The organism is Moraxella sp. Pampa (genome assembly GCF_035181385.1).
In the GTDB taxonomy this organism is placed as follows: Bacteria; Pseudomonadota; Gammaproteobacteria; order Pseudomonadales; family Moraxellaceae; genus Moraxella.
Window position 1 is genome coordinate 261,036 of the sequence record NZ_JAXCJK010000002.1, and the last position, 17,082, is coordinate 278,117.

A 17,082-nucleotide genomic window follows, 5' to 3' on the forward strand; every position below is an offset into this window, starting at 1 on the left:
ACCATGTTTGTGATGGTTTCAATGTCGCTAAATGTTTCTAAAATTATCTAGATGCGATTTCACAACATCACAAAAATCATGCGGCAATCTTTGTACCACCTCACCAATCATCAACGCATGGATGGGCATTACGCCACGCACTGCATTACAAAAAGCAAGCCCATCAATTTTGAACAAATCATCATTGGTCAATCTGCGTTCATTAAGACCAAATTTTGTCATGATTACCTGACGCATCACACCATTGACCCCACATCTGCTCACAGGCGGGGTATGCCAAGCATCATCAAGCCGATAAAACACATTACTCATAGCACCGCTCACCCACTCATCAGACATACTTGCCACCAAACCCTCGACAACATTGTGATGATTTTTTTGTAGGCTTTGTAGTTCTTGATGAATAAAAACTTGCTCATGACTGCTGATCAGTTTTAGCCCAGCAAAGCGTGGTGTGCGTAGAGATAGTTTTTCGCTCAAACACACTGCCATGCCAGACGATTGGCAAGGAATGTCGTCATAAAAACACACCCCCTGATAGATGTCTGATGACACAGCCTTAATCAATACGCACGACTCATCGCTCTCATAACCATAGCCACGCACACTTTGAACACCACGAGTGATGATGATTTTTATCATGCCTTGGTGTATTTGTTTTGCCAAATCAGCAAGTGCCACCATCAAAGCATCAGTATCCACCAAAAACTCAAAGCATTTTGATGACTGTATCAACCTATCTTGATGACCTTTGGCAAATAAAATCTGACCACGACATACACCCATCGTGCTAAAAAAACCATCGCCATACGCCAAACCACGATTATCCATGATTTGATGATGATTCATCAACTTGCCATCGTGAAAAATAAAATATGCCATCAATGTCGCCCGCTACCTAATGATTCTTAGGGTGGTTGTCAATCATTTTTGAAAAACAATCCGACATTGATAATTCATACAATCTGCCATGATAACACCAGCCATCTTATCACCAAAAGGTTTGTTTGGGTGATGCAAAATTGTCTGCACCAACTGTTCGCCATCAACGCCAGCATAAGCACCCATCATGGCATACACTTTTTGGGCATAATTGAGACTGGCTTGTTTTTGACGCTCATCATCTTTTGGGGCAGCATAGTACCATGCCACCTCTAATACATTCTCAGACTCAATGACATAAAAAGGCGGTTCAGCCCTGCCAGAAAATCGGTACTTTTTGGCATGATTGCCATAAAAATCAAGTGTATTTTCTTGTGTTGCGGTTGTACCAAGTTTGGTTTTTAGCTGTTCAAAATCGACTGATTGCTTAGGGCTTTTTGTCCAATGACTTGTGTCATAGTTGACAGGGGCGTAGATTTTGCTTTCGCCATCGTCTTGTACAACTTTTTCGGCAGAAGAGATGGGGCGAAACATCAAAAACGCCACAACAGCAAACACGATGAACAAGGCGACAATAAACAAAGCAAATCTGGATTTTTTGGTAGTGTTGGTCATGATGGTTGATTAAAAATAAGATTGACCTTATTGTACCTAAAATTTAAAAAACTTGCTATTTTTTGATAAATACTGAAAAATAAACACATCTTTTCTTACAATTTTTCTTACAAAACCTAGCTTTACATAAGATTCAAAAACACGACATTTAAAAAATTGGAAAAATCATGCAGCATTTTATCGTCATTGGCAATCCCATCAATCATTCAAAAAGCCCACAAATCCATCATGCCTTTGCTGATAGTATCGGAGCAAATATTCGCTATTGTAGACAATTTTGCCCTGATGATGTCGCAAGTTTTCGTGCGGTGGTTGAGGCGTTTTTTCATGGGGGTGGCACAGGGGCAAACATCACTTTGCCTTTTAAAGAAATTGCTTTTCAATTGTGCCAAAGTTTGAGCGAGTACGCCTACACCGCTAAAGCTGTGAACACGCTCATTATGCAAGATGGCAAACTGCACGGCGATAACACAGATGGGCAAGGATTGGTGGCGGACTTAAATACGCAAGGCATTGATTTAAAAGACAAAAATATTGCCATCATTGGGGCAGGTGGGGCAACTCGTGGCATCATCTTACCCCTTATTGAACAGGGTGCAAAATTAACCATCTTTAACCGTACGCTCACCAAGGCAGAAACTTTGCAAAATGACTTTAAAAGTTTGGGCAAAATCACAGTGCATACCTTAGACACTTTGGCAACTGGTAATCTTAGCTTTGATGTCATCATCAATGCCACAAGTGCCACCACCACAGGACAAACGCTCAGTCTATCGCCAAATCTTTGCACTCAATTTGCCTATGACATGATGTACGGCAAGCCATCAGCATTTTTAAATCACTTTGCCAAGCAAGGCGTACGCACATCAGACGGCTATGGCATGCTCATCAATCAGGCCAAAATCGCCTTTGAACTGTGGACAGGGGCAAAAATCAACCTAGATGCCGTAGATTTACCCATTAACTCATAATTAATATTTATAATTAAATTATTTTATTATGAAAATAATTTATATAATATAAAAAGTTGCATAATTTTGGTGTGTTTTCATGTATATTGAAAGCAGATGTGCATGATGCACATCTTGACATTTGACAATTTCACAACTTATTACCAACTAGGATAGGATATGCTGACTTACAAAGCCCCTTTAAGAGACATCAAATTTTTGATGAATGAAGTGTTTGATTTTCAGGCACATTACAAGACCTTGGATAATGGCGATGGTGCAGATGCCGAATCGGTTGAGATGATTTTGGCAGGATTTGCCGATTTTGCCCAAAATATGCTCGCCCCCATCTATCAAGACGCAGATGCCGAAGGGTGCCACTTTAAAGACAACGAGGTAACCACGCCCAAAGGCTTTAAAGAAGCATACCAAGCATTTGTTGAGGGTGGCTGGCAAGGCATTTCTTACCCAGAAAAATTTGGTGGCATGAATCTACCAATGTCTTTAAATCTCATCAAATCTGAGATGATGGGTACAGCCAACTGGCCATGGGCAATGTATCCTGGTTTGTCCATTGGTGCGGTAAATACCATTTTACAATATGGAGATGACGCACAAAAAGATACCTATCTGCCCAAGCTCGTCTCTGGCGAATGGTCTGGGACGATGTGCTTGACCGAAGCACAAGCAGGCACCGACTTAAATCAAATGAAAACCCGTGCCACGCCAAATGATGATGGTACTTATAGCATTACAGGCACAAAAATCTTCATCAGTGCAGGTGAGCACGATTTGACCGAAAACATCATTCACATCGTATTAGCTCGCCTACCTGATGCACCAGAAGGGACAAAAGGCATCTCATTGTTCATCGTGCCAAAATTTTTGGTAGATGGTCATGGGGAAATGGGTAAACGCAATGCCGTAACTTGTGGTTCAATTGAGCACAAAATGGGCATTTCATCATCAGCAACTTGCGTACTAAACTTTGATGGAGCAACAGGCTATCTGATTGGCGAGCCAAACAAAGGTCTAAAAGCCATGTTTACCTACATGAATACTGCGCGTATTGGCACAGGCATTCAGGGCTTGGCTCATATGGAGTTGTCATTCCAAAACTCTCTACCCTATGCCAAAGAGCGTCGCTCCATGCGTGCCTTATCAGGCACCAAAGAGCCCAACCAAGCAGGTGATGCCATCATTCATCATGCTGATGTACGCCGTATGCTACTGACCCAAAAAGCATTTAGCGAGGGTGCTCGTTCTATGATTTATCATTCAGCACGCTATGCCGACCATCTATCCAATGCGGTGGTTCGTGGCGATGAAGATGAGATTAGAAAATGGGACAATAAGCTTGGTTTTTATACACCGATTTTAAAGGGATTTTTGACAGAGCTTGGTATTGAATGTGCCAAACATGGACAACAAATCTATGGCGGACACGGCTACATCAAAGAAACAGGCATGGAGCTTATTGCTCGTGATGCTCGCATTTCAACACTGTATGAAGGAACAACAGGCGTACAGGCACTTGACCTATTAGGTCGCAAAGTGTTACTGCATGGTGGTGGCAAACTGGTACGAGACTACACCGCAGGCATTATGAAGTGGTGTGGTGAATACGCCCTAGACAAAGACATGCGTCAGTATGTTTGGGCATTGACCAAATTGTGTGCCGAATGGAATATGCTGACCACACGCCTACTATTGGCTGCCAGAAAGGACCGTGATATCGTCTCGGCAGCATCTGATGATTATCTGATGTATGCAGGCTATGTCATGATGGCATACCACTGGGCAAGAATGGCGGCGGTTGCTTTTGATAAAATGAAAAATGGCGGCGAACAGCCTCGTGAATTTTATCTTGCCAAGACACAAACCGCCAAATTCTACTTTGAAAAAATTCTACCACGCAGTGATGCTCACGCCAGTGCCATGACCACACCAAGCAGTGTCATGATGGATATGGATATTGAACATTTTGCATTTTTAGACTGATGATTAACCAGCAAATAACAAATATTTAATAAACATTCAAGAGGTTAAAGAGGGTGGCATGATCCACCCTCTTTAATGTTTTATACAATCTTCCCATCACAGCTAAAAAACATTTTTCCATACCCAAGCTTGGCTCAATTTTTAAAAGACCACCCCAACCTAAGGTAAGGGCAAGACACACATTTTTTGCCAAAATATGCCAAAAGTGGCAAATCATCATGGCATTGGCAATCAAATCAGCCCAATCAGCAACACCGACAGTTTGATGTCTTGATGCCAATTTTTTGCTCAAAATGATAACCAGTTTGTCAAATTTATCAACATTTATCAATTTTTTACAAAAAATATCATCAAAACCGATAAAAACAATTTGCCTTTTTACGCAGTTTTGGCGAAAATAGCTCAATTAATCTTTTGTATTTATTAACGAATGGCAAACCTTTCGTTATTTGAGACATTTTTATTATTTTTTTAAGCAACCCAATATGACCGACATTCGCCCCATCGCCCTAGATTTACATGACATTCACAAAAGTTACGGCTCATTACAAGTGCTAAAAGGCGTATCTTTGACCGCCCATGATGGCGATGTCATCAGCATTCTTGGTTCATCAGGTTCAGGCAAATCCACCCTGCTTCGCTGTATCAACCTGCTAGAAAACCCCACGCAAGGCAAAATCATCGTTGGTGGTAAAGAGCTGATTTTAACCAACAAAAAAGGGGAGTTGGTTGCCAAAAATCCAAAACAGCTTGAAGATTTACGCTCAAAAATCGGTTTTGTTTTTCAAAACTTCAACCTGTGGCCACACAAAACCATCTTAGACAACATCATTGAAGGCCCAACCCAAGTACTCAAACAACCCAAATCGCAAGCAATCGCTGAAGCTGAACAACTGCTGGACAAAGTCGGCCTGCTGGACAAGAAAAATGCTTATCCAGACAACCTTTCTGGCGGTCAGCGTCAGCGTGTGGCGATTGCTCGTGCCTTGGCAATGAAGCCACAAGTCTTGCTGTTTGATGAACCAACCTCAGCACTTGACCCAGAGCTTGTCAATGAAGTACTTGCTGTCATGCGAGAGCTTGCTGGCGAAGGTCGCACCATGCTCATCGTTACTCACGAGATGCGTTTTGCTCGTGAGGTTTCTGATAAAATCGTCTTTTTGCATCAAGGACGCATTGAGGAAATGGGCACGCCTGCTGAAGTTTTTGACAATCCAAAATCCGAACGAGTGCGTGAATTTATGGCCTCGCACCGCTCCTAAATTCATTCAGTTTTTAGCTTTTATTTGGTTTTTTCGTTTTATTTTTATCAAGGATTTTTTATGAAAATTTCCCAACTGGGCAGTATCGCAGCCATCGCTCTTGCCCTAGTCGCCTGTGGCAACAAACCAGAGACTCAAACCACCACTGAGGCAAGCAAAGCTGACACAAACTCAGCTGGCGAACAGCGTCATCTGAAAATCGCCACCGAGGCAGCTTATCCTCCATTTAATGACACCGCCCCAGATGGTAAAATTATCGGTTTTGATATTGATGTGATGAATGCCATCTGTGCTGAAATCAACGCCAAATGCGAAATTGTCGCCCAAGATTGGGACGGTCTGATTCCAGGTCTTAATGCCAAAAAATATGACGCCATCATCGCAGGTATGTCCATCACGCCAGAGCGTCTAGAACAAGTAGATTTTAGCGAACCTTATTTTTCAAATACCATCATCTGGCTATCAAAAACAGACGGCAGTTTTGACCCAAATAACATAAAAAACACCATCTTGGGCGGTCAACGCTCAACCACAGGTGCTGCTTATATTGCCCAAAAATATGACGGCAAAGACGGCAATACCGTTCAGCTATACGACACCTATCTTAATGCTTATCTTGACCTACAAGCAGGTCGTAACGCTGCTGTCATGGCAGAAAAAGTCTCTGCTGCTGAATGGCTAAAACAAGGGCGAGAAGGCTTTGGTCTGGTGGGTGAAGAGATTGACAATAACGACAATATCGGGATTGCTGTGCGTAAAGGCGACGAGCTGAAAAACGAGTTCAACACTGCCCTTGCCAAGCTCAAAGAGTCTGGCAAACTGGCAGAAATTGAAGCAGCAAATTTTAAATAATTGACTCACATCATCAAATGATTAACCAATAGGAATGCAGCAATGAAATTAAAACTAATTAGTGCCTTGACCCTAACCGCTTTTATCAGTGCCTGTGGTGGAGATAAAGCCCCTGCTGAACAATCAGCCAAAACAGCCTCTGACACTGCCACAAAACAAATCCGTATTGCCACCGAGTCTAGCTTTAAACCATTTAGCTACTTAGATGCCAGCGGTAATTTGGTTGGTTTTGAAATTGACCTTGCCAACGCACTTTGCCAAGAGATGCAAGCCACCTGCGATATCCAAAGCCAAGATTGGGAAGGGCTAATCCCAGGGCTTCAAGCCAAAAAATATGATGCGGTGATGGCTGGTATGTCTGCCACCGAAGAACGCGCCAAAGTCGTAGATTTTAGCGACTCTTATTTTAACAACACTTTGGTATTGCTTGGCAAAAAAGGTGTTGAGCTGTCTGCTACTGCTCTTGACGGTAAGAACATCGCCGTACAGCAAGCCACAGTATCAGCAGACTATCTAGCCAACCAACAACCCAACGCCATCGTTAAGGCTTATGACAAACAAGACAACGCCTATCTTGACCTATCAGCTGGGCGTGTTGATGGCATGATGTCTGACATTGTCCCTGCACTAGACTGGCTAAAAACCGATACAGGTGCAGACTTTGAGGTTAAAGGCGAGCCAGTTGACATCAACGATACCGTTGCCATTGCCTTGCGTAAAAATGACCCGCTAAAAGATGAGTTTAATAACGCACTTGCCAAATTAAAAGAGTCTGGCAAATACGATGAACTGGTCAGCAAGTATTTTTAATGCCTGTCATGTGAATATTTTTTTGATGTTCATGTCATAAAATCATCTATCATTTAGGGCGTATCTTTGGATACGCCCTAAATTACCCTACCGTACTGCTTGGCAAATAGGCAAACCATTCATGATGAGAGCTTAGCCATCATCTTGATCATTGCCTTGCCCATCAACAACGCAAATCTAAAAAAATAAATGTTTTAAGGCGTGTAAAATTTTGTTAGAATAATCGGTTTGGGTCGGTTAATTTGATGACTGATGCCCAAATTGCTTATTTTTATCTTGTCGTATATCTTGTTGATATAGGTATATATTGTGATATCCGTCTTTTTATAGGGCATTTTTGTGTTTGACCTACAAGGCTACGGCCCAATTTTACTACAAGGCACATGGCTCACCATTGAGCTTGGTTTCATCAGTCTCATCATCGGCTTGGTGCTGGGTCTGCTTGGTGCTGCCGCTAAGCTGTCTGGCATTTGGCTACTGCAACGCATCGCTGATGCTTATACAACAGTGGTGCGTGGTGTGCCTGAACTTCTCATGGTGTTTTTTGTTTATTTTGGTAGTGATGCACTGATACAAATCATCGCCACCCAAATCGGTCATACAGATCGCATTGATATGAGTAGATTTTGGGCAGGTGTGGCGGCATTGTCCATCATGTTTGGTGCATACGCAACCGAAGTGTTTCGCATGGCGATACAAGAAATACCAAAAGGTCAGTGGGAGGCTGCACACAGTCTTGGTATGCGTCCAATCCAAACGGTCAGACGCATTATCCTACCACAAATGTGGATTGTCGCTTTGCCTGGTCTGGGCAATCTGACTCTTGTACTACTAAAAGACACCGCCCTTGTATCACTGATTGGCTTGCAAGATTTGATGTACTATGCAGGCCGAGCCTCCCAAAGCACCCAACAGCCATTTACTTTTTATATCGTGGCAGCGTTCATCTATTTGGCACTGACGACCATCGTTACTTTATTGATGACGCATTTTGAGTGGCGAGCCAATCCTGCGGCACGCTATGCCAAGGCACTTGCCAAGGGCAAAGGGGGACAAGCATGAGTCTAAATTGGACAGCCGTTGTAGAACATCTACCCACCATGCTAAAAGCATCTGTCATCACCATTGAACTGGTGGCGATATCCTGCGTATTTGGCTTGATTTTTGGGGTGGTGTTGGGACTGCTGCGTTCATCTAAGCATATTTGGATTAAAGCACTGCCCTTTGTGTATATTTTCTTTTTTCGTGGGACACCACTACTCATTCAGATTTTTTTGATTTATCAAGGGCTTGGGCAGTTTGACTTTGTCAAAGACAGCTTTTTGTGGGAGCCAATCTTTCAAAAGGCCTACTGGTGTGCCATCATCGCCTTTACGCTCAACACCGCCGCCTACATCGCCGAAATCGTGCGTGGAGCGATTGTTGCCATTCCCAAAGGCGAGCTAGAAGCAGCCGACGCCATCGGTATGTCAAAATGGCAAAAAATACACCGCATCATGTTGCCACGAGCCTTTGGCATCATGCTCCCTGCATATAGCAATGAGGTCATCTTTATCCTAAAAGGCAGTGCCTTGGCAGCATCAATCACACTGGCAGAGCTGACCTACGCCGCCAAAAATCTTTCTGCCAAAAACTATATGCACATTGAGATGTACACCGCCGCTGGTGTGATTTATCTGATTTTGGCATGGGTCATCATGATTGGTTTTAGACTCTTTGAAAACCGCATCAACAAGCACAAACGCCATGCACCGCCAACAGCATCATAAATAAACAACACGCCCCATTGCCAAAGACAATAAAATTTTATATGATGAGGTGGCTATTTTTTTAGGAGAGCCAATCATGAAAACTCAAATATGCCCTATCCACTGCCCTGCTGGCAATAAGCCTAAGCATCACCGCCCCTGCGATGGCCGATGACTGGGATACAGCCATGTCCCATTATGACAATCAAAACTACAACCAAGCTTTTTCCATCTTTAAAAGACTGGCAGAGCAAGGGAATGCGTCAGCTCAATATAATTTGGGCGTGATGTATGAGAAAGGACGAGGTGTTAAGCAAGACGACGCTCAGGCGGTGTGGTGGTATCAAAAGTCAGCAGAGCAAGGATATGCAGATGCTCAATTTAATTTGGGCAATATGTATTACAATGGGCAAGGCATACGCCAAAGCCATGCCAATGCGATGACATGGTGGAAAAAAGCCTATGCCCAAGGCCATGCAAAGGCCACCTATAACATCGGGATTTTGTATGATAACGGAGATGGCGTACACCAAAATAAATCAACTGCCAAAAAAATGGTATGGCAAAGCCTGTGATCTGGGCCATCAAGGTGGCTGTAATGAATACAGAAAGCTTAATCAGGCAGGCGACTGATCTACCGCTACATCAAATAGCAACAGCAAGTAGGGGCGAAAAACATTTCGCCCCTACGATTTGCCCGAATGATTTATCCACATGATTTGATGATAAAAATAAAAACAATCATTGACATGAATGCGTATGGCAAATCTACGCACAGCCACAGCACATCACACAAACAAGGCATTCACCGCCTTTTCATCAAATTCATAAGACTGCCCACAAAACCCACAATCGAGTGCAAGCACGCCACCGTGTGCGTCTAAGGCGTGCAGTGCCTCTTGATGCCCCAGCTGAAAGATTGCCCCTTCGCTTTTTTGTGCCGAGCAAGTACAGCCAAATTCTAGCGGACTAGCCTCTGGTATTGCCACCTGCTCTTCGTGATACAGACGATACAAGATCTCATCAGCATCAAGCTCGGTCAGCTCATCTGCCCGAATCGTGCTGGTCAAGGCACTCATACGCTCCCATAGGTCTGGGTCGTTTTCACGGTCTGCGTCTGTCTGTGGCAAAAGCTGTACCAAAATACCGCCAGCCGCCTCATCACTGGTGGCAAGTTTTAGTAGCGTTGGAATCTGTGCCGACTGCTTTTGATAATGTGCCAAACACTCGGCCAAGTCATCGCTCACACGCTCTACGATGCCTTGATATGCCTCGCCTCGCTCTGGGTGAATGCTGATAAACAACACGCCCTGACCAAGCTGTGCAAATGCCTGACGGCTTGTGGTTGCATTCTGCCATTCATCGGAATTTTTAAACCCTGCCAACGCTCGCACCTGTCCTGTGTGGTCGCATTCTGCCATCGCCCATGACAAAGGGGCATTTTCATCTGATGATTGTAATTGTACAGACAGCCTGCCATTGATTTTGAGTGTACCTATCAGCAAACTGGCCGAAACCAACATTTCACCAAGCAAGGCCTTGATGGCGGTGGGGTAGTTTTTCTTGGTGATGACAGTCCGATAAGCATCAGATAAGCGTACCACATCACCACGCACAGGCGAATGCTCAATAAAAAAACGCTGGCGGTATTGCAAAAGGGGTTGAATATCGGTCATGACAGCTCTTCTTAATAAGAATATAAAACAAAAATATAAAATAAAACGCCATCACTACATGGGGGCAAGCTGATAAATTGCAAATCATCAACAAACCCATAAAATTCCAACCAAGCCTAGTGCACATTTGTGCTATACTTATACACCCTATTCTGCCCAAGTCAATACAATTAATCAAACAAACACAATCAAACAAACAAAGGATAAACAACGATGACAACCAACGGTCATGATGCTTGGCAAAAATTCACCTGCCTAGCGTGCGGTTATGTTTATGATGAAAAATTAGGCGACCCAAAAAATGGTCTGGCTACTGGTACACGCTTTGTAGACATATCAAATGACTGGCAATGCCCACTCTGTGGCACAACAAAGAGCGGATTTAAAGCCGATGATGCCCACCTAAATGACCATTCATTGACTGCATTTGCTTATCACAATAATCAACGAGGCATTGTCATCATTGGTGGTGGTTTGGCTGGTTGGAGCGTGGTTGATGCGGTGCGTGCGTTGGACAAGCAAATCCCCATAACGCTCATTTGTGGCGACCGTGGCGACCGCTATCACAAACCTATGCTGTCTGTCGCCCTCTCACAGGGCAAAACTGCCAGCGATTTGGTACGCACCACCGCTGCGCAGTCAGCAACAGACAATCAAGTCAGACTGCTTGCCAACACCTTTGTAACACACATTGATACCAATACACAGACTCTGCAAACCACTTGTGGCAATATCGGCTACGATGATTTGGTGCTGGCCATCGGTGCAATCCCTGCCTATCCACCCACCATCGCCCAAGACATGGCATGGCACATCAACAACCTTGAAAAATTCCTTGCCCTACAAACACATCTAAGCACAGGCAAACAACCAAAAAATCTGGCCATCATCGGTGCAGGCATGGTTGGCATAGAATTGGCAGAAGACCTGATTCATGCAGGGCATCAGGTAAGTCTTATTGATGTCGGTGCTTACCCATTATCCACACTGTTGCCAGCAATCGCAGGCGAACGCATTTTATCCGCCATCAAAAATAAGGGCATTGGTTGGCTGGGCAAAAGCATGGTCAATGGCATGGTACCAAGCCATGCAGGTCATGACATCACCCTGATTGACTTAACCAACAACAACGAACAAACACTGCACTTTGACGAGGTCATTGTGGCAACTGGGCTGATGGTAGATGCAGAACTGCCCACCCATGCAGGTGTGGACTTTAACAAACGCACAGGCATCGCTGTGCATCGTAGCACCTTACAAACGAGCGTGCCACACATTTATGCACTGGGTGATTGTATCAGCATTGATGGTATGCCATGTCGCTATGTTGCCCCACACCGCACACAAGCAGCTGCCATCGCCCACGAAATCTTGGGGCTGACCCATTGTGGCTATGAACACAAAACGCCCATGATTCGCCTAAAAAATAAAAGCATCACTGTTACCGCCAATGGCAACCCAACAGCTGATGGTGATTGGCGAGTGATTAAAAATGAAACAGACGAATTATCGCTTGAATTGCACGATGGTGGCAACATCATCGCCAAAGTCTTACTAAAATCACCCCAATAATCATTCAAACCTGCTGGCAGTCGGCAAGATTTAAGCATGACCATTAACAAAAACACCGCCCAAATTAGGTGGTGTTTTTTGGTTTATTTTTGTAATCTGATGATCATAAAATTTCATCTTATCCTAAAATTCCACTATAATAAACCACCACAAAATGTTCGCACAACGATTTGGGCGACTTATTTTTTGTTAATTGGTCTATTAATTTTTTTGATACTAAGGAACTTTTATGTGCGGTATCGTCGGTGGCATTCGTCGTGATGCTAATATTGTTGATTTTTTGACAGATGGCCTAAAACGCCTTGAATATCGTGGCTATGATTCCTCAGGCATCGCCATTTATAGCAAAGAAGAAAACAAAATCAAGCGTGTACGCCGTGTCGGTCGTGTGGCACTGATGGAAGAGGCAGCTCGTGCTAAGGGCTTGTTTGGCAATATTGGCATCGGACACACTCGCTGGGCAACACACGGTGGCGTTACAGAACCAAATGCTCACCCACACATCTCAGGTGGCACCATTGCTGTGGTGCATAACGGCATTATTGAGAATTTTGAGTCTGAGCGGACACGCCTAGAAGCTTTGGGTTTTGACTTTGAATCGCAGACTGACACCGAGGTCATCGCCCACAGCATTCATCATGAATACACCCAAAACGGTGGCCATCTTTATCGTGCAGTACAGACTGCTTGTTCTCGCTTTCATGGTGCATACGCCATCGCTGTCATCACGCCAGATGACCCCACACAGATGGTGGTGGCTCGCATGGGTTGTCCGCTCTTAATTGGCTTTGGTGAGGGCGAGGTGTTCATCGCCTCTGATGTCTCAGCGGTGGTTTCGTTTACTCGTCAGGTTACCTACCTAGAAGATGGAGATATTGCCATCTTGACCGCAGATGGTATTGAAACTTTGATTGACAAAGATGGCAACACGCCAGAACGCCAAATCAAAACCTCTCAGCTATCGCTTGCCAGCCTTGAATTAGGCTCACACAACCATTTCATGCAAAAAGAAATCAATGAACAACCAAAAGCCGTTGCAGATACAGCAGAGATATTCTTGGACGGTGGCTTTGTCGCTGAGAACTTTGGAGAAAATGCAGGTGAAATTTTTAATCAAATTAACAGCATCAAAATCTTAGCCTGTGGTACCTCTTATTATGCCGCCCTAACAGGAAAATATTGGCTAGAATCCATCGCCAAGATTCGCTGTGATGTTGAAATCGCCAGCGAATACCGCTATCGTGATGTCATCACCGATCAAAACGAGCTCATCATCACCATCAGCCAGTCTGGTGAGACGCTTGATACAATGGAGGCACTAAAATACGCAAAAAATCAAGGGCATATGCACAGCCTATCTATTTGCAATGTCATGGAATCTGCTCTGCCACGCAACAGCACACTTGCCATCTATACGCGTGCAGGTGCAGAAATTGGTGTCGCAAGCACCAAGGCATTCACAACCCAACTGGTCATTTTGTTTGGTTTGGCAGTAACCTTGGGTAAAATTCGTGGTCATATTGATGAGGGACAAACAAGCCAATATGGCGAAGAATTACGCCTTTTGCCCGGCAGTATTCAGCACGCCCTAAATTTAGAACCGCAACTGGCCATTTGGGCACAAAAATTTGCCACCAAACCATCGGCTTTATTCCTAGGTCGTGGCATTCATTACCCAATTGCCCTAGAAGGTGCTTTAAAACTAAAAGAGCTGACCTATATACACGCCGAAGCCTATCCAGCAGGTGAATTAAAACATGGACCTTTGGCACTCATTGATGAGAATATGCCTGTGGTGGTCATCGCACCAAATGATAAGCTACTAGACAAGGTCAAAGCCAATATGCAAGAAGTTGGTGCTAGAGGTGGTGAGTTGTTTGTCCTGACCGACCTTGATAGCGACTTTGCCAAAACCGAAGGCATTCATGTGATTCGTACGCCACGCCATGTTGGTGTATTATCACCCATCGTACACACCATCGCCGTACAGCTACTTTCCTACCATGTTGCCTTGGTGCGTGGCACCGATGTAGACAAGCCAAGAAATTTAGCAAAATCGGTTACGGTGGAGTAATCGCCATTCATCAACCGATCAACAAATATAAAAAGGGCAAACGGTTTTTGCCCTTTTTATATTTAAATTTGTATTTAAATATAGATTTAAAGCCGTGGCAATGACAATCTGCAACCAACCGCCCTACTCATCAATGACACATTTTTCAGAGCCTTACCACACACTTTAAGCACTTTGTTGGCACAGCTTTGTATCCAAAATAACACAATAATCTGTGTGTATCATTGCAAAATCACGCACTCGCCCTTATAATTTTCACAAAGCCATAAAAATTTGTTTAGATTTTAGGAAAAAATATGAGTATTGATTTTAATAGCCCAAGTTTTGATGATCGCCTACACTTGGTAGATTTTACAAAAACCACACCAGCCATATTAAGCCAAGAGACAAACCAGGCCCTTGACGATGCTCATGCTTTTTTGGACAATATTGAAAATGGCAATACAGCCGACACACCCATCGCCACCATTGATCAATTTGATGAGCTGGTTCGTGCCATTCATCGGCCGTTTGGTGTACTATCACACCTAAACAGCGTGATGAGCGATGAAGACATTCGCCACACACACCATGAACTTTTACCAAAGCTTAGTGAATTTGGCGTGCGAGTTGGACAATCAAAACCCTTGTATGACCTATACAAAGCGGTAGAAAGCACCTTGCAAGACAGCACTGACATTGCTCGCATTCGTGCGGTATATCTTGCCTTGCAAAGTTTTGATTTATCAGGGGTCGGCCTACCTGATGACAAAAAAAATGAGTTTGCCAAAATTCAAAGCGAGCTGTCGGTTCTATCTGCTCAATTTTCAGACAATGTGCTTGATGCAACAGCGGCATTTGCCCTACCCTTGACCAATGAACAGTTAGATGGCATCACACCAAATGGCTTGGCACTGCTAAAATCTGCAGGCGAGCATTACAAAGCCAAACACCCCAACAAATCCCTGCCCACCGACTATGTGGCAACGCTAGATGTACCAATGTATTTGGCGGTCATGCAATATGCAACCGACCGCAAACTGCGTGAAACTCTCTACCATGCTTACCATACTCGTGCGTCCGACCAAGCAACCTTTACAGGCGAAAAAGACGGGCAAGAGAGTAAGTTTGACAACAGTGATATCATGGCTCGCATTCTAAAACTGCGTACAGACAAAGCAAGACTGCTTGGTTACAAGGACTACACTGGGGTATCACTTGCCACAAAAATGGCAGAAAATCACGAACAGATTGAAGAGTTTTTATTGAACCTAGCACAAAAAGCCCTGCCTTTTGCCAAACAAGATTTGAGAGAAATTCAAGAATTTGCCAAAACACTAGGGCTGGACGATGTACAACCATGGGACATTGCTTTTATCAGTGAAAAATTGCAAAACGCCAAATATAGCCTAGACAGCGAGGCAATTCGTCCATACTTTCCTGCACCTGTGGTTTTAGATGGTATGTTTGACATCATTAAGACATTATTTGGTGTACGATTTGTCGCCAAAGACGCACCCGTCTGGCATAAAGATGTACAGTTTTATGAAGTGCATGACAAAGATGGCTTGATAGGTGGGGCATACATTGATCTATATGCTCGCTCGGGCAAATCTAGCGGTGCATGGCTGTCTGATTTTCAATCCAAAAATATCAGCCTAAGTGGCTCACAGACCCTGCCTGTATGCTTTGTTGTGGGTAATTTTTCGCCAGCGGTGGGCGACAAACCAAGTCTACTTACTCATGATGAGGTTTTGACTTTATTCCATGAATTTGGGCACGCTTTACATCATCTATTGACCAAAGTTAGCATCGCTGATGTCTCTGGCATTAGTGGTGTGGAGTGGGACGCTGTTGAGTTGCCCAGTCAATTTATGGAAAACTTTGCTTGGGACAAATCAGGCATTGCTAAAATCAGTCGTCATGTTCAGACAGACGAGCCACTGCCCGATGACAAGCTGACCGCCATGCTCAATGCCAAAAACTTCCAATCTGGATTGCAGACACTACGCCAGATTGAATTTGCTTTATTTGATTTACGCATTCATGCAGGCAATTTTGATGAATATGAACAAATCTTGACCGCCATCAATCAAGTCCGCAAACAAGTCGCTGTCATCATGCCACCAGCAAACAACCGCTTTGCCAACAGCTTTGCACACATTTTTGCTGGCGGTTATGCTGCTGGTTATTATTCTTATAAATGGGCTGAGCTTTTATCGGCAGATGCCTTTGGTGTCTTTGAAGATAATGCAGGCGAGGTTGGTGTCATCAACCCCAGCATTGGTCAGGCATTTTACGAAAATATCCTAGCGATGGGAGGTTCACGCACCGCCAAAGAAAATTTCATCGCCTTTGCTGGGCGTGAAGCCAAAATTGACGCCCTACTTCGCCACAGTGGCTTTGGAGATGATTGATGCGTTATCAATCCACTCGCCCAAAACGCCAATTTCTGGCAGGGGTTGCCTGCCCAAACTGTCGCACGGTGGATACGGTGGTACAAATTCAGGTATTTGAGCCTGTTTTTGATGAATGGATTGAATGCACCACCTGCAACCACAACGAACGCCGTCCCACCCCCAATGAAGCGACCGCCATGCGTCAGGCAGACGGCTACGATGATACTGGCGTGGGTGTGGTAAAGTTTAAATAAGCGAGTAA

At 44.2% G+C, this 17,082-nt stretch carries 15 protein-coding genes; 12 read left to right on the forward strand and 3 right to left on the reverse strand.

Translation table 11 applies throughout. The annotated features are described in order from the left end of the window. Positions 1 to 27: 27 nt before the first annotated feature. Together R0123_RS05585 and R0123_RS05590 are read right to left on the reverse strand one after the other, a co-directional pair. Positions 28 to 882 carry an aminotransferase class IV gene (locus R0123_RS05585; RefSeq protein WP_323843378.1) on the reverse strand — a complete coding sequence of 285 codons (855 nt, stop codon included), beginning with the start codon at positions 880 to 882 and terminating at the stop codon, positions 28 to 30. Between the two features lie 42 nt (positions 883 to 924). Then, positions 925 to 1,497: a hypothetical protein gene (locus R0123_RS05590; RefSeq protein ID WP_323843379.1), complete on the reverse strand. Its 573-nt coding sequence runs from the start codon at positions 1,495 to 1,497 to the stop codon at positions 925 to 927. A gap of 164 nt (positions 1,498 to 1,661) precedes the next feature. On the opposite strand from R0123_RS05590, the gene aroE reads away from it, so the two are divergent. From aroE to R0123_RS05630, 8 genes are all read left to right on the forward strand, one after another. After that, positions 1,662 to 2,468 (forward strand): shikimate dehydrogenase, encoded by an 807-nt coding sequence (gene aroE / locus R0123_RS05595; protein ID WP_323843447.1) that lies wholly within the window; start codon positions 1,662 to 1,664, stop codon positions 2,466 to 2,468. A gap of 159 nt (positions 2,469 to 2,627) precedes the next feature. After that, entirely contained in the window at positions 2,628 to 4,448 is a 1,821-nt protein-coding gene (locus R0123_RS05600; RefSeq protein ID WP_323843380.1) for an acyl-CoA dehydrogenase C-terminal domain-containing protein, read from the forward strand. A gap of 485 nt (positions 4,449 to 4,933) precedes the next feature. Then, positions 4,934 to 5,710 carry an ABC transporter ATP-binding protein gene (locus R0123_RS05605; RefSeq protein WP_323843381.1) on the forward strand — a complete coding sequence of 259 codons (777 nt, stop codon included), beginning with the start codon at positions 4,934 to 4,936 and terminating at the stop codon, positions 5,708 to 5,710. Positions 5,711 to 5,770: 60 nt separating this feature from the next. Continuing rightward, positions 5,771 to 6,562, forward strand: a complete 792-nt coding sequence (locus R0123_RS05610) for a transporter substrate-binding domain-containing protein (RefSeq protein WP_323841060.1) — start codon at positions 5,771 to 5,773, stop codon at positions 6,560 to 6,562. A gap of 42 nt (positions 6,563 to 6,604) precedes the next feature. Beyond that, the gene (locus R0123_RS05615) at positions 6,605 to 7,372 is read left to right on the forward strand and encodes a transporter substrate-binding domain-containing protein (protein ID WP_323841059.1); all 768 of its coding nucleotides are present in this window, start codon (positions 6,605 to 6,607) and stop codon (positions 7,370 to 7,372) included. Positions 7,373 to 7,711: 339 nt separating this feature from the next. Then, a complete protein-coding gene (locus tag R0123_RS05620; protein ID WP_323841058.1) occupies positions 7,712 to 8,434 on the forward strand; it encodes an ABC transporter permease in 723 nt (240 codons plus the stop codon). Further along, on the forward strand, positions 8,431 to 9,141 hold the full coding sequence (locus tag R0123_RS05625) for an ABC transporter permease subunit (protein WP_323843382.1): 711 nt from the start codon (positions 8,431 to 8,433) through the stop codon (positions 9,139 to 9,141). Before R0123_RS05620 ends, R0123_RS05625 begins: the two co-directional genes overlap by 4 nt. 167 nt (positions 9,142 to 9,308) lie before the next feature. Continuing rightward, the gene (locus R0123_RS05630) at positions 9,309 to 9,695 is read left to right on the forward strand and encodes a tetratricopeptide repeat protein (RefSeq protein WP_323843383.1); all 387 of its coding nucleotides are present in this window, start codon (positions 9,309 to 9,311) and stop codon (positions 9,693 to 9,695) included. Positions 9,696 to 9,908: 213 nt separating this feature from the next. On the opposite strand, the gene R0123_RS05635 is transcribed toward R0123_RS05630, so the two are convergent. Continuing rightward, complete coding sequence (locus tag R0123_RS05635) at positions 9,909 to 10,796, reverse strand: Hsp33 family molecular chaperone HslO (RefSeq protein ID WP_323843384.1); 888 nt, start codon at positions 10,794 to 10,796, stop codon at positions 9,909 to 9,911. A gap of 213 nt (positions 10,797 to 11,009) precedes the next feature. On the opposite strand from R0123_RS05635, the gene R0123_RS05640 reads away from it, so the two are divergent. From R0123_RS05640 to R0123_RS05655, 4 genes are all read left to right on the forward strand, one after another. Then, the gene (locus R0123_RS05640; protein ID WP_323843385.1) at positions 11,010 to 12,368 is read left to right on the forward strand and encodes an FAD-dependent oxidoreductase; all 1,359 of its coding nucleotides are present in this window, start codon (positions 11,010 to 11,012) and stop codon (positions 12,366 to 12,368) included. Positions 12,369 to 12,597: 229 nt separating this feature from the next. Then, positions 12,598 to 14,442 carry a glutamine--fructose-6-phosphate transaminase (isomerizing) gene (gene glmS, locus R0123_RS05645; protein WP_323841053.1) on the forward strand — a complete coding sequence of 615 codons (1,845 nt, stop codon included), beginning with the start codon at positions 12,598 to 12,600 and terminating at the stop codon, positions 14,440 to 14,442. A gap of 296 nt (positions 14,443 to 14,738) precedes the next feature. Beyond that, a complete protein-coding gene (locus R0123_RS05650; protein WP_323843386.1) occupies positions 14,739 to 16,838 on the forward strand; it encodes a M3 family metallopeptidase in 2,100 nt (699 codons plus the stop codon). Then, positions 16,838 to 17,074: a hypothetical protein gene (locus R0123_RS05655; RefSeq protein WP_323841051.1), complete on the forward strand. Its 237-nt coding sequence runs from the start codon at positions 16,838 to 16,840 to the stop codon at positions 17,072 to 17,074. The genes R0123_RS05650 and R0123_RS05655 overlap by 1 nt, the downstream gene beginning before the upstream one ends. The last annotated feature ends 8 nt before the right edge of the window (positions 17,075 to 17,082 follow it).

Bases quoted from the DNA above. Each gene is read 5' to 3' on its own strand.
- R0123_RS05585 (WP_323843378.1), bottom strand. From the start codon at position 882: ATGGCATATTTTATTTTTCACGATGGCAAGTTGATGAATCATCATCAA.
- R0123_RS05590 (WP_323843379.1), bottom strand. From the start codon at position 1,497: ATGACCAACACTACCAAAAAATCCAGATTTGCTTTGTTTATTGTCGCC.
- R0123_RS05600 (WP_323843380.1), top strand. From the start codon at position 2,628: ATGCTGACTTACAAAGCCCCTTTAAGAGACATCAAATTTTTGATGAAT.
- R0123_RS05605 (WP_323843381.1), top strand. From the start codon at position 4,934: ATGACCGACATTCGCCCCATCGCCCTAGATTTACATGACATTCACAAA.
- R0123_RS05610 (WP_323841060.1), top strand. From the start codon at position 5,771: ATGAAAATTTCCCAACTGGGCAGTATCGCAGCCATCGCTCTTGCCCTA.
- R0123_RS05615 (WP_323841059.1), top strand. From the start codon at position 6,605: ATGAAATTAAAACTAATTAGTGCCTTGACCCTAACCGCTTTTATCAGT.
- R0123_RS05625 (WP_323843382.1), top strand. From the start codon at position 8,431: ATGAGTCTAAATTGGACAGCCGTTGTAGAACATCTACCCACCATGCTA.
- R0123_RS05630 (WP_323843383.1), top strand. From the start codon at position 9,309: ATGTCCCATTATGACAATCAAAACTACAACCAAGCTTTTTCCATCTTT.
- R0123_RS05635 (WP_323843384.1), bottom strand. From the start codon at position 10,796: ATGACCGATATTCAACCCCTTTTGCAATACCGCCAGCGTTTTTTTATT.
- R0123_RS05640 (WP_323843385.1), top strand. From the start codon at position 11,010: ATGACAACCAACGGTCATGATGCTTGGCAAAAATTCACCTGCCTAGCG.
- glmS (WP_323841053.1), top strand. From the start codon at position 12,598: ATGTGCGGTATCGTCGGTGGCATTCGTCGTGATGCTAATATTGTTGAT.
- R0123_RS05650 (WP_323843386.1), top strand. From the start codon at position 14,739: ATGAGTATTGATTTTAATAGCCCAAGTTTTGATGATCGCCTACACTTG.
- R0123_RS05655 (WP_323841051.1), top strand. From the start codon at position 16,838: ATGCGTTATCAATCCACTCGCCCAAAACGCCAATTTCTGGCAGGGGTT.